General features: G+C 58.5%; 12 protein-coding genes. 3 read left to right on the top strand and 9 right to left on the bottom strand.

Features of this window, described 5'->3' with window-relative positions:
• Positions 1 to 392: 392 nt before the first annotated feature.
• A complete protein-coding gene (locus ACS5Q1_RS02515) occupies positions 393 to 656 on the bottom strand; it encodes a DUF6894 family protein (protein ID WP_473096716.1) in 264 nt (87 codons plus the stop codon).
• A 647-nt stretch (positions 657 to 1,303) separates the two neighbouring features.
• On the opposite strand from ACS5Q1_RS02515, the gene ACS5Q1_RS02510 reads away from it, so the two are divergent.
• Positions 1,304 to 2,071 carry a hypothetical protein gene (locus tag ACS5Q1_RS02510; protein ID WP_473096715.1) on the top strand — a complete coding sequence of 256 codons (768 nt, stop codon included), beginning with the start codon at positions 1,304 to 1,306 and terminating at the stop codon, positions 2,069 to 2,071.
• Between the two features lie 35 nt (positions 2,072 to 2,106).
• On the opposite strand, the gene ACS5Q1_RS02505 is transcribed toward ACS5Q1_RS02510, so the two are convergent.
• Positions 2,107 to 2,859 carry a hypothetical protein gene (locus ACS5Q1_RS02505; RefSeq protein ID WP_473096714.1) on the bottom strand — a complete coding sequence of 251 codons (753 nt, stop codon included), beginning with the start codon at positions 2,857 to 2,859 and terminating at the stop codon, positions 2,107 to 2,109.
• A 630-nt stretch (positions 2,860 to 3,489) separates the two neighbouring features.
• On the opposite strand from ACS5Q1_RS02505, the gene ACS5Q1_RS02500 reads away from it, so the two are divergent.
• Positions 3,490 to 4,644, top strand: coding sequence for a ribosome modulation factor (locus tag ACS5Q1_RS02500; RefSeq protein ID WP_473096713.1), 1,155 nt, complete (start codon positions 3,490 to 3,492; stop codon positions 4,642 to 4,644).
• Between the two features lie 22 nt (positions 4,645 to 4,666).
• On the opposite strand, the gene ACS5Q1_RS02495 is transcribed toward ACS5Q1_RS02500, so the two are convergent.
• From ACS5Q1_RS02495 to ACS5Q1_RS02480, 4 genes are read right to left on the bottom strand one after another with little or no spacing between them, the layout of a single operon-like run.
• Positions 4,667 to 5,200, bottom strand: coding sequence for a hypothetical protein (locus tag ACS5Q1_RS02495; protein WP_473096712.1), 534 nt, complete (start codon positions 5,198 to 5,200; stop codon positions 4,667 to 4,669).
• Between the two features lie 16 nt (positions 5,201 to 5,216).
• Complete coding sequence (locus tag ACS5Q1_RS02490; RefSeq protein WP_473096711.1) at positions 5,217 to 6,092, bottom strand: hypothetical protein; 876 nt, start codon at positions 6,090 to 6,092, stop codon at positions 5,217 to 5,219.
• Between the two features lie 44 nt (positions 6,093 to 6,136).
• Positions 6,137 to 6,538 carry a hypothetical protein gene (locus ACS5Q1_RS02485; RefSeq protein WP_473096710.1) on the bottom strand — a complete coding sequence of 134 codons (402 nt, stop codon included), beginning with the start codon at positions 6,536 to 6,538 and terminating at the stop codon, positions 6,137 to 6,139.
• Complete coding sequence (locus tag ACS5Q1_RS02480) at positions 6,535 to 6,951, bottom strand: hypothetical protein (RefSeq protein ID WP_473096709.1); 417 nt, start codon at positions 6,949 to 6,951, stop codon at positions 6,535 to 6,537. Before ACS5Q1_RS02480 ends, ACS5Q1_RS02485 begins: the two co-directional genes overlap by 4 nt.
• A gap of 172 nt (positions 6,952 to 7,123) precedes the next feature.
• On the opposite strand from ACS5Q1_RS02480, the gene ACS5Q1_RS02475 reads away from it, so the two are divergent.
• Complete coding sequence (locus tag ACS5Q1_RS02475; protein ID WP_473096708.1) at positions 7,124 to 7,426, top strand: hypothetical protein; 303 nt, start codon at positions 7,124 to 7,126, stop codon at positions 7,424 to 7,426.
• A 74-nt stretch (positions 7,427 to 7,500) separates the two neighbouring features.
• On the opposite strand, the gene ACS5Q1_RS02470 is transcribed toward ACS5Q1_RS02475, so the two are convergent.
• The 3 genes from ACS5Q1_RS02470 to ACS5Q1_RS02460 form a co-directional block, all read right to left on the bottom strand.
• Complete coding sequence (locus tag ACS5Q1_RS02470; protein WP_473096707.1) at positions 7,501 to 8,094, bottom strand: hypothetical protein; 594 nt, start codon at positions 8,092 to 8,094, stop codon at positions 7,501 to 7,503.
• Between the two features lie 521 nt (positions 8,095 to 8,615).
• A complete protein-coding gene (locus tag ACS5Q1_RS02465; RefSeq protein ID WP_473096706.1) occupies positions 8,616 to 11,558 on the bottom strand; it encodes a hypothetical protein in 2,943 nt (980 codons plus the stop codon).
• Positions 11,559 to 11,745: 187 nt separating this feature from the next.
• On the bottom strand, positions 11,746 to 12,057 hold the full coding sequence (locus ACS5Q1_RS02460) for a hypothetical protein (RefSeq protein WP_473096705.1): 312 nt from the start codon (positions 12,055 to 12,057) through the stop codon (positions 11,746 to 11,748).
• Positions 12,058 to 12,902 lie beyond the last annotated feature (845 nt).

Below are 12,902 nucleotides of genomic sequence, written 5' to 3'. Positions count from 1 at the left end.
ATGTCTCAGGAAACTGTGGGGCAGAGGACAAGTGGAGTCGTGGTCCGCTTACTGTCGAATACAAGATAGATTTTTACAGCCCTATAAGCTGCTCCCGTATTGGTGATTTCATCAACTCAGAAGCATTTAGCCGCAGCTACGATAGGCCAATTCTTGTCAGCGGCACGATGTCAGGCGAGGCAAAGCTAGAAAGCGACACGGAAGTCCTGAAACACATCCATAGAAATTATGTTGCCTGTGAGGATATGCCTCCGAACAAACTCAGGATTACAGCCCGCTTCGCCCGCAGATAGGGACGCTTTGAGAAAGCGAATTGGTGGTTCACCTCTACAAAGCCCTGGCCGGAAAATAGCCGGCGAGTTGCGCGTATCTCCCAGTATGGAACGGCCGAACTACGGGCGGAGGCCGAAGGGCTTGGCTTGCCCATTGAAGATTGCGGCAAACGAGACGCTGAAAACAAGCTCACCTGAGGCGTTCTCGACCTCAATGGTGCAGTGTTTGGGGTCCTTGCCTCGGGCTATGAATGCACCGTCAAGGTCCCGGGCAGCGCGCACAGCCTCGTTGTGAGCCGTCACTGCATCGGGGAAGTCGAGGCCCAAGTCGTCGTAGCTCAATGTCTCGCCGTGGCACCGAACATGAAAAAAGAAACGCGGCATGGGCTTTCTATGGGCTGATCGGGGCAAGTCTGCCCTTCGAGACGGCATTTCCATTGTATCAGTTTAGCGCGACCAAGGAGCCGTGCTTGACCGCTTAGGACACAGTATGGAACCAAAAAAGGTTCCCTCGGCCGAGTTGATTGGAAGCGTGTCGGAATTCTCCACCCGATGCCTCGCATGGCATTGGCGACGAGCCTGATCTCAACTAGCGTGCTCCATATTGCCTCTAGGCTAACGAGCGTTCCGTGAGATTAACGATCCGACTTGCATCTACCATTGCCGCCGCCTCCCTTTTCGCATCCACAGAAGTTGCCGGCCAAACTGCCATGGAATTGGTTGAGGCGTTCCAGCAGACCCTTCCCGATACACAGATCTCGGCCTCTTTAACCAGTGCTGAAGTGCCCCTCATAGGGTGTCCTCAGGACGGACAGATGGGCTTGCGTGAGCCGCCTGCCCTTCCAAAAACGGCAAGGCTCCTCATCCCTGGTGGAACGGCTCAAAGACTGGCCTATTACACAGCCAATCCATCGGGCCGTGGCGGCGTTCTCGGCCTAAGAGGATGGTCCTGCAAAGCCGTATCAGGGAGTGACGGAGACGTTTTATATGTCACCCCTCCCGAGGCACCTGCGAACTTCGACGATCCCTGGATGGGACCGCAGATCGTCCGACGGTTCTCGGAAGGCGGGACCTCGGGACGTTTTGCCGTCGCACGGGTCATTGCCCGGGTTTTCCCGCAGGCCCGATCATTTGCTGAAGGCGTCCGCGACGAAGGCATGGATGATGTGAACGCCTATGTCTTTGCACCCTGGCCATCGGACCAAATCCGCCACCTGGCGCAGGATGTGGTGAGCTATACAACCCCAGCCGGAAAGAGTGGGCTCGGCACGGATGGCGAGGAGCCGGTCCCGCCGCTCGCCACTGGTGGTCTCGTCTTCCTAATCGGAGATCCGGCTGTCGAGCCGTCCGTCCGCCTCCTGAAGATCCGACTTTCTGGCAACGATGCCGCGCTGTACCCAGCCATTGCCGCCGAGATGCTTGCTGGATGGACACCACCGGAGAGCCGGGGGTCCCAGGCCTCTGAGCCGATGACGCCCCGATCGGCAACGGCTGTGGCCCTAGTGAGCGAATTCTATGGAGCACTCGAGCGCGGGGATGGTCGAGCAGCGTCGGCACGAGTGATCGCAGAGAAGCAAGCGAGTGGTCCATTCACAGCTCAGGCCCTGACCAAGTTCTACGGCGCCCTCGACGAGCCACTCAAGCTGTTGTCGGCCGACGAGGCGGGGCCAATGCAGGTTAAGGTCCGGTATCGCTACCGAAGTGGGCGAAAGCCGTGCAATGGCGAGGCAACGGTTAACCTTGTCCAAACCCCCGAGGGCGTCCGGATCGAGAGGATCCGATCCGCCTCTGGGTGTTGATGCAGACTACTGCCAGTACAGCCGAGCCGCCTGTCCTATCCCTGACAGCTATGCGGAATGAACTGGTACTCTTTGAGCGGCCCGCCGGTGAGCTCCTTTACGATCGGCGAATCGTTCCTTAGGTCAAACACGAACATCGAGGCGTTTGAGGCCGTCACAAACGGCAGTTTGTCTGCTGGCAAAATGCTATCTTTCGGATCTCCATCTCTCGTCTCTCGAGAGCCGGTCGCCTCAGCGGGGCTCCCGTCCATCCACTCGCGGGTGACGGTATAGGACTTGCCCGCCAACTCCCCTCGGACCAAGACCCGGCCCACCAGGTTTGGGGCTCCCTTGCCTAAAGCCCGAGGCTGCTCCTCGACCGATTCACCATTCGGATCGAGATACACGAATTGGAAGCTGTAGCTTCCTCCCTTGGCTGTCAGCTCCTCGCCCTTTTCAGGATCCCGGAAAATCACACGATCGAGGCGGCAGCGGAAGCGTTCTGGCAGTCGTACCTCAACCGACGTGGTAGCATAGCAGGGGATCGCTGTCAGAATGTGCTCGGCATACTCGAAGACCCCAGGGACATAGCGTTCCAGCTCGCGAGGATAAGGACGGTCGAAGAACGCTCGCCTCTTCTCCTTCCGCTTTTCAGCTTCCAGGAAATCAACCTTCTCCAGCTCGCAGGTCGCCTCAACCCAACCAGGATTATAGCGAATGCGCCCTTCCTGCCGTGACGGAGCCGTTTGCCCAGGACTGGGAAGTGCTACGCCGACAACCGCCACTGCTATGATCAGGCACTTGGACATGCACGCTCCGGCTCCGGGACTTTAACCCTCGCATCTCATCACACTGGCTCACGATTTGCATAGTGGCCGCTCTCTCATCTGCCGGCGATCAGCGCGTCCGACTCCTCAAGTGTTTCGCCAGAAGAACGACACTGGCCAAGCCCATGCCAAGACCGGTGCCTAAGAGTAGGTCTGTCTCCACTGACCCGCTAAACGTGTCCATCTGGGGGCCGCGGACCCCGGTGTAAATAAGATAAGCGCCGGTCCCCACCCCGCCCGATACTCCACCGATGAGCAGAGCCAGTATGGGGTTGGGTTGACTATCGTGAGGCGGCCTCTTGCGCATCTGCCGGCACCTGGGGAGCTAAACTACTTCCAAAACATACTATCTAATTCGGTACTGTCGAACCTTAATTCCGTGTTTCCTTACCTCTTCGTGAACGCAGCCACTCGTAGGGTGAAACACGAAAAGCAATAGCGAAGAAAACCGAATGGCTTCCAAGGTCCTTGGCTGTGCGGGACTCATGCCAATCCCCAAGAGATCCATTCCTGGCCCCCGATCTCAGATCATCGGCCCAAACATGAAATCCACATCTCAATCCGATGTGCACATCACGAGATTTCTCAATCCCCAAAACTAGAGAGCACAACATGAACGACAAAATCCTCGCTCTTGTCTCCCAGGGCGAACAGTCCCACATCGCCGTCATCCTTGCTCAGCGCACGATGGACAGGCTGCAGCTTGAGATCGAGGCCGCTCGCTCCGCGCTGATTGTTGCCCAGACGAACTACGATGAACTCGCGGTTTCCGCGACAAGCGAGACGAACCTCCCGCGCCCTGCCTTCGACGACATGATTCAGAAGCGCGTCAGCGCGCTGATCGAGCTCGGTCTCATCGGAGGGGATGTCGACCTCTCAGTGTCCAGCCCCTCGGCCCAACCCGCTGCGCTCCAGTCCGACGCACCCGCGGCGGCCCCGGTGTCCTCGACGCCCGCTCCCAACAACCCCTACGGGGATGACGTTCCCCGCTCCCGCTCGGCCTATCAGAAAGGCTATGATGACGGGATCACCGGCCAGGTGAAGGACATCAACCTCTACAAGCGACCTTCCGCTCAGACAGCCTACGCGCAGGGTTATGACGCTGGCGCCAAGGACAAGGACGCTGAACTCGCTGAAGAAACGGTTATCTCGACTGGTATTCCGGCAGAGTCGCCGGCCGCCAGCGATCCGGCGGAGCTCAACGCCAAGCAAGACAACCAAGAGGCCGCCGAACTCAGTGCCGTCTCGAAGGACCCGACCGTTCCCGCTCAGGAGACCGGTGCGGGCTCCGAAACGTTTGAAGCCCTTACCCAACAGGCATCCGCTCCTGCCACCGCCGATACGGTCGAACAGGACGACGAGGTGGTAACCTTCTCGCCTGACGGGATCTTTCTGTCGAAGGCTCGAGATGAGGGCGCTCAGGCGGCTCTAGCCAATGAGCCCAAGAGCACCTGCCCCTACGTTCCAGGACCGCTGCGCCAAAGCTGGGAGAATGGTTACGAAGAAACTGTAGACCAGCGTCTCCAGGAGATGAGCTCGCCTGAGGCTGATCTGAACTTGGCCCAGGACGCTTCCATCATCGTCCTTGATACAGCGTCTAGCCTGACGGCAAGCCAGTTCGCGCACTCCGACCAGCCGGACGAAAGCATTTTCGATGTCGACGGCCCATTTGGTGATCAAACCGATATGGCCGACCAGGTGACCATCGTCAGCGCAGACAATCTGGACATCCCACCGTTCCTGCGCCGGGGTGCCGAAGTCCACTGAGCCAAAAGCGAAGAGCCGGAGCCTAATGGGCTCCGGCTCCTTTTTTTAACCGCATCCACCAAAACCACGCCTGTCGTCGGACAACCAAGCTGACGAGGGCCAGAATACCCTGCCTTTCGGCCTCTGCCCGGTCCCGAGCTGCGATCAGGCCTTTAGCGCTTGTGATCCTTCCCTTACCGGCCAACGTGATCAAATCAGGAAGACTGATCGACACGCCGAGAGGATCTGAGGCCGGCGGGGTTTCGATCTCTTGCTTTGCCTGTCGAATGAGTTCGATCGCCCGAAACGCTGCACCGAGATCAACGCCGGAGCCCACCGACGCCCGACTAGCCGTCGCGGTCAGCCTAGAGAGAAGATCGGGAAAACGCTCAACGATCAGTTCCCGATCCTCTTCCGGCAGCCCCTTGATGATTGAAACGACTTTGTCGCTGCCGCCATCCAGAACTGCCTGCTCTAGGAGATGAAGCAGAGAGCGTTCCCGCTCCCTGCTCATCTGCTCATGACGGACCAGCGATTCCCGATAACCTCGATCATGGCTTTCGTAGAAATCGTTCACCGGGTCCATCAGACAATCAGCCATTCAGGCTGTACTCGTCTACCGTTCTAACGACCGCCAGGTCATCCGGCACGAGCTTCGCCTCACGGAATGCACCCACGGTCTCAGTGAGCCAGCCCGAAAAGTCTTTCTCCGCAGCCGATGCCATGAAGGAGCTGATTCCGAATTTCGTGGCATAAGCCCGGAAGTCGAGGTTCTTCATCGCCTTGAGCGAAATGCAGTTGCCCTGGATCTTCTGCCACACCGAGCTCTTGCAGCGCCCGAGCTTGACAACCGTCACATCATGGTCGGCAACAAACTTCATCAGATCGCGGTATTCAGAGGTGTCGGAGAGGCTATCAAACTTACCCTCATGCTCATTGAACACCACCACGTACCTGGCAATCGGCAGGAACTTGCGGTTCGTCTCTGCAAGGCGGATTAGATCCGCAGCATCCACCAAGCTCTGCGCCTGGGCCGTGACCGGGATAATCAGCCAAATCGGGGGAGCAGTCTCGAACACGCGTCCCGCGTCAATTTCGACTGCCCAATTCCAGATCGAGGGCAGAACATTTGCGCCGACATCAACCAGTACATTGCCCTGCTCCAGTGCCTGGCCCAGACGCTCCCAGTATTGCAGACCCGCATCTTCATCAGAGCGGATCGACGTAAGGGAAACACCAATGCCGAGTTCTTCTACGGTCTCCTCCCCTTCCAGGAAGCGTGCAAGTTTCGACTTCGTCGCGCTGCCCTCATCCCCGGCAGTGTCTGCGGCCATCACCCTCAACGGCTGACCGCGCCCGTCGAAGATGTACTGGATGACCTGCGAGATCAGGGTCTTGCCCTGCCCGCCAGTTCGGGTGCCGACAATAATCGAAGGTTTCTGACTTGTTGTAAACGCGAGGGTATCCATAGCTAGCCTTTCGTGAATGTTTGCATCGTCTCGGGCTGGGATCGCTAGTTTTCGTCGACCCATGCCAACAGGTTCTGGAACTCAAGAGGATCTTTTGTCTGGTTGTAGATCAGCACATCGAGAAACTCATGCGCTCGACAAACCTCAAGAAGTTCCGGTTTCGGATCGGGGCATTCCGCAATTAGTACGGTGCCTTCGTCGTAGTTCTCGTCCATGTAGTGCCGGACAAAGATCCGCATTCTGCTTGGCGAGGGGGACAGGACAAGCCTTCCACCCATGTGAGATTCCTCCGGCACATAGTCGCCGAAGAGAATGATGGTGAATCGGCCATCCACCCTGGTCTGGATCTCGACCCGCTCAGTTACTCTATACGGGGCGAACTCCCGTTGAAGCAGCGGCCCTGCCGAACCGGCCGTAGCATCAGGCTCTAGAGTCTGAGCCGTCATTGGGGACCTCCGCTTCCTTCCTGGGCCTGAGAGGGCGTCCTGATGCGAGTGCTGCCCAACCGCATCATGCGCTCGACATGCAACCGCTGACGCAGGGCCAAGGCCGCTTCGTGAGCACTCTCCCGGACATCCTTCCACAGCCGCCGGAACCGGATGTCGTCCGGCTCCACTGCATCCGAAGACGCAACATGGGCAAGAGCCATGAAGTCACTGGTCAAGCCGCCTTCGACCGCAGCATCGGGCAGCCCGCCGAGAGCGAAGTGTTTCGGGGTCTCCGCCGTCTTCTGACGGCGCGAAAGAGGTGTCGCATAAACACGGTGAACGTCAGGTCGCCTGAGGCACCCAGCAAACATCTCCACCAGACGGCTGCGTCTTACTTCCAACGCCTCCATCGTTTCTGGCGTCATCAACATTCATGCTCTCCAAATTCTCGAATCGTAGAAAATTACGATTCGCGAAACCTGCTGCATTCTATCCCGTGATACCGCCCTTTAAAGCGGTAAAAAAGAACCGCAGTTCGTAAATTGCTAAACCGTCCACTCTGGTCTAATTCATAGACAACAACACCATAGGAGCTATTTGATTATGCCTTGCTTCATTATCAGCGCCGACGGGGAGAAAACCGCCCTTGCCGCTGCTCCCCGGGATCTTGATGAAGCGTGCTCCGCCCTGAACGCCGGCGGCATTGAGATCGTCAGCGGCGTCGACAGCTACGAGGGTGAGCCTGCGCAGATGATCGTGGACGAAGACCACGCTCGCAAGAAGCTGCCCCTGAACACGTCCGCAATTGCCATCCGCGATGCGGCTTATGCAACGCGGGGCATCTCCTCGGCTGACCCGATCTTTGGCGCGGCCTTGATCCTGACCGGGTCGGACCGCTTGCGCTGATAGGAGGCTAGTCAAAAGAAAGGAGGCGCCAGATCTCTCTGGACGCCCCCTTATTGCCGGGAAGAGAAGCCTTTTTAGGCGGCCACGCCTTGCTGCTGCTGCTGCGCGCGACCCCGCAAAGCCTGCATTTCAGCAAACTTCAAGCGGCTTGAGTCGATCGCATCCTGCAGAGCAGAGGACATGGCATCACGCTGCGAGGCCTTAGAGAGAACCTTGACGTTCTCCTGCAGGACCTTGGTGTCGAAGTAGATAACGCCGCCATCCTTTTCGTGGAGAGCGTCCTTACCTGTCGTGTTCGCAGTGCGATTGACCGCTGCATTCATGTTGAATGCAAGGAAACGAACCTTGGAGGTCGGCTTCTGCCCCTCCGGAAGCTGCTCTTTGGCCGCGATCGTCTTGGCCATCTCGACCTCGCTCTTCGCGTAGTGCAGCTTCAGATCGCCCTCCTTGGTCACCACAGTCTGGAAACCAGCGAGGCTCTTCACGCCAGGGGCACCCTTAAAGTCCCTCTGATAGTCGAGCTTGTCGCTGATCACCTTCGCAGCGGCCTTCCGGCCATCCAGGCCTTCCGGGCTGCGATCAGACATCGTCTTAGCGTGCTCGGTCGCACCCTCGATGATCTCCGAGACGGTGGGCTTCTTCACTTCCGTGTTCTGGTTGTCAGCCATTGCTGGACACCTTTGGCTTGGACCGAGCATGAGGCTCGGTATGTTGCACAGGACGCACCCAGCGGACGAACCTCCACACCAGGCGTACAAGTGCACCCGTCGAGGACGAGCACAGGAATCCTAGCACAAGTTTTCAGAAGAACAATTCGGAAAAACGCATTTTAATGCGTATTGCTGATTTTTATTGCGGAAGGCTCAAAGGCCTCCAGTTGAGTGCTCAGCTCAATCCTGCGGCGCGCTCCACCGCCGCTCTTTTGACCCGGGCCCATATGCGCGCGGCCCGCGCCCCCGGCATGGTCAGACCACGACGCCCTCGACGAAGGATCCGTGCGTGGACGCGCCGATAGGAAGGGCGAACCATGTGCCAGTGGGCGCCGCAGATCCATTCGCCCCAGCGGTTTTCTTCAGCGATTGCTTTGGCGATCGTTCGGCCGCAATGAGGGATGCAACAGGATAAACGGTCGCCCGGGCGGACCGGCTCGCACTGCATTGTTGCACCCCTCTCGTTAAGCCACCGGCAGTTACGCCGCTGGCCTTACTTCCTGCTCATCGCTTGAGACCTTTTCCAGCCCCCGATCTAGCTCGCTCGGCTTGAGCATCGACTCCGGCTGCTCCAGTGCCTGCTTTGCCGAGAACGCAATGCCCATCCCCGCCTCCACGTTTCCGTGAACCATGATGAAGCGCATTCGCACCTTCTCAGTCTGCACCTCGGCAAGGCCGCCGACCTGAGTTCGAGCCTGCTTGAGCGAGATTGCTACAGAGTTCGACCTGCAGAGCAGCATTTCTGCGTCCTTGATGTACCAGTCGTTACGGTTCTGCCCGTAAACGAAGCAGAAGGCGTAGGTAATGTCCTTGGTGCGATAGATCGCCTGGGCTGGACCGGTTTTCGGTCGGGTCAGGACCGTCTCCGCGTCCGTGACCATTTTGTGGTTGCCTGCGTTCTTCTTCTGCGAGAACACCTCCGCCAGCAGGCTGATATGGGCCTCGATGCTGTCGCTCGTCAGGTTTGCATCGGCCTGCTTACGAAGCTCCCGCTTCTCGACGGCGTGTTCCTCATTCAGCCGATTAAGCGCCGCCATCTGGGACTCCAAGCTAGCCAGAAGGGCACTCTTGGATTTCCCGTCGATGCGGTAGTTTTCAACTTCTTGGGCAGACCCAAGGATTTTTGCAAAAACCTCCGCGGCATCCTCACCGCCAGACAGCAGCATGTTCTTGAGGCGGGTCTCCCCACCTCCCGAGAGCGTTACACGGTCCTGCAACGCCTTGGCTCTGGCAAGAGCCTCCTGCTTAAGTGCCATCACGGAGTCGTACAGGGGATGGGTCGACACGTCTGTCTGCCGCCGCATCGATTCCATCATGACCCGCTGTTCCAGTGTCTTCACCGACTTGGCGACGGCGATGAAGCCGTCGAGCAAGTCGCGATCGTTCTGATCCAGACTCGATGCCAGGACATGACCCATGCCCCGCTTGATCGAACCCGGATCGATCGCGTGCACACCCGTTAACTCAGTGACCACCGGCGTCAGAGGCTCGGCATAGACCCGACCAGATGAGTCGAGGTCCTTGCGGAAGCGCTGAGCCAGGTCGTTGAGGCTCGGAACAACTTCCCCGAACGCTTCGGTAAGGCTTTCCAGCCGATCCCTACATCCCAGGAGGAAGTCGTAATCCTCTTTTGTGTCGATCCCGGCATTAAGCTTCTCCTCGACGTCCATCATGAACGCTTCCGTCTCCTCTTGGACGAGAGACGTGGTGAAGCGGATTGAGCAGATGCTGCGCCGGAGGCCAACCCTTTCGTAGAGCTCGTCATCGACGCGCTCGAGGACGGTCATAAAGACCCGCTGAAGCCTCAGGTCCCCGACCACCTCGCTCCAGCGCGCCCTCAAGAGCGCCCCAACACGCCCACTGAGGAGGCTCAGGGACTTTGGTCGGAAATCGTAGCCCGAGATCGCCCGCAATCCATTCTCCAGGAGGTCTTGATCCTCCAAGATGGACTCCAGAAGGCTGTTCTCGTCCTCGCTAAGGTCGCCATCAAGCAGGGGCGTCGGGATTATGGCTTTCTCTGGCTCCGCCACAGCCACCGCCTCCTCGTCAATCGAGGTCATCGCAACAGGAACGACAACAGCCACTTCCTCAGATTGCGGCTCACCGCTTGGCGAGGGCTCAATCACAATTGCTGTTCCCATTTCCCATTCAGGAGCTTGGGTGAATTTGACCTCGGGCTGAGGGGGAAGGTCCTCGCCACTTCCCAGGACCGGTGTGGCGAACTCATCTGTTGACTCCACCGCGGGGCTCATGAAGTGGTCGTAGATCTCACGCTCGATGTCTGCATGTTCGTCCAGTGTTGCGGACAGGATCCACCCGTCGATTACCTCAGGATGGTCGATCTCCAGCAGGCAATCCCGCGAGAGCTGCGTCGTGTTCGAGATCATGTCGGCGAGGGTGCTTACTGCCTCCCGAACGGAAACCGGATCGTCGCTGGTCGCCGCCTGCTCCGACAACAGGTGATAGGCATCGACCAGCTTGCGTGCATCCATGAATGCAGCCCGGCGAGCGTCGTCGTCCACAGTCTCTCCCGCATCGAGATTCATATCGCCCGTAACCTCATCCCCAAGGTGCCCCGCCTCAGATCCGAGGCTATTGTCGCTTGCAAAGAGCGAGTCATCGAAAACCAGATCCTCAGGAATAGCGGACTCCTCCGCCTCCTGTCGTTCGGCCTCGCTCTGAACCGGTGCCGCAACATCGGCTTCGTCACCGCCGTCTTCGTCCCACAGACTTGCGTCTGGGGTGAGTTCAACAGGTTCCGCCACAGGAACGGCCGGCAGAGCGGCAGGCCGAGCGACTGCTTGTGTCGCTTGTGCCGAGTAGGAGGCTGAAGTTAGCGGTGCGCCTTCGGTTTCCGGTTCCTCGTCATCGAAGACAAACCGCTTCGGGCGGCCGGGTTGTCCAAGTGCCAGCACGTTGATCTCACGAACCTGCGTGCCGCTTTGCCTTGTCTCCAAAGCCTCTATCTTGTCGTCAATTGCTGCCGCGCTCTTAAGCAGCCCGCGCCTGAGAAAGTTCATAACCATGCCGATGATCCCTGCGAATATGGTGGTGCCGATCAGGACAGCGCCTGGGGTTTGTGGCGCCGACCAGCTGAAAGTGAAAACAGTGGCCGTGGCCACTAGAAGCGGTCTTTCGACGAGATCCCGCCGAACATGCGTGAAAAGCAGGTCGAGGCCCTTCGACCCAGGGAAGCCAAGGACAAACCACGCCGTTGGCGAGGCCAGCAGCGGCAGGACAACTTCCGATAGGACAGTCCCATTCGCCTTCCAGGTCTCCACCAGAACGAGCAAGAATTCGCCGTTAAGCGGTAGAAAATAGGCTCCGACCTGAACCGAGATCGACCAAACAAGGAACCAGGTCGTCGTCCAGGCGACGAAGTTTCTGCCGAGCCAGAGACTCTGATCAACGATCAAAGCCACGGCCAATCCTGACAAGATGCCCCAACCCGGTCCAAGCCAGAGACAAACTGGGACGGCTGCGACCACTGCGATGGCGATTCCCCGATACAACCGGCGCAACCGTTCATAAGCAGGCAGCCGCCGTCCGAACGACCGCACGGCTCGTCTCGCTGCCGTCGAAACCGAGGTAACCCGGTTCCCGGCAAAATCAGCCGCCAATGTCATGACCGTCCCGGGCCCGAGTACGGTCACGTCCATGGGCCATGCGAGAGAATACCTCCTCGGCTCCTCGCAGCGCCTGCTTCTCAAAGTTTGGCCCCATGAGGGCATCGAGCCCCTTAGAGCCTGCTTTCGAGAGTACGTTGTCAACGTCCTTCAGGCTGGCCGGCGCCGTGCCGTCGGTCCCATGAAGATGCATGCGTCCGGAGAATGCGTTCAGACCCTCGGGTGTCACGAGGTCGACTGCGCCATCGACAGCCTGCTTGCCCACCTCGGACAAAGTCCCTTTGATTGAGCTCAACAGACCTTTCGAACCCGATGCCTGATCGGTATTACTAGGCTTGCTGCTGGATATCAGATCGTTGTCCATAGAAACCTCGGAGACGTTGCGTGCGCGGGCCTCAGGCCAAACCGGCTCCCGTTTTATGATTCGAGAACGGCTGCGCCGAGTTACGCCTCTAAAATACCGCTGCCTAATTCGGTTTGCTATCTTAATATGTGCGTTGCCCACCTCTAGTCCCGGCCAAGCAGAGGTCACAATCCCTTTCCGCCTCGTCGAGCCTGACCCTCAGGTCCAGCTGCGCCATATATTAAAGGAGTATGGGGTCGCTCTGTGTCGCGCGGTGCATGCTGCCGAGGCTGAACGCTGCCGACATCCGGCTGCTATCAGTGACGTCATAGAGGTCAGAGGTCTCAGCGATCTCGGGTCGGCCCACTCTATCCTCGGAGCAGTCATCGACACGGACCGGCTCTCGATCAGGAACGGGCTCAATCCAGTTTCTCTTCCGGAGCCTGGTACGCCAATTCGGGTTCAGGCTGCGCCTGATGCCGCTTGGAATGGTGACACCATCCTTGGACGGACCATAACCACGATCGTTGCCGTGCCTGGATCCGGGGATTTGGCCCGGGATAAGATCAGTCTCATTGAGGCGCTTGTAAGAGCGTTAGGAACAATCCCCTACGTCGTGGCCCCTCGACCTTCATTCGAGAAGCAACAACCGCCACGCGGGGACAACGACCGAAAAGCAGGGCAGCAAGATCTCTACTTCGGTATGCCCTGGTGAACGCTGCCCCTGACCGGTCTGGTCAGGGAAACACTTCTTGAAGCTTTGTCTTTGAGGAGAGTGAAGAAGGGGTGCCTGAAAC

Source organism: Microvirga sp. GN3, assembly GCF_055792825.1.
This window is presented reverse-complemented; position numbering and strand designations above follow the sequence as displayed.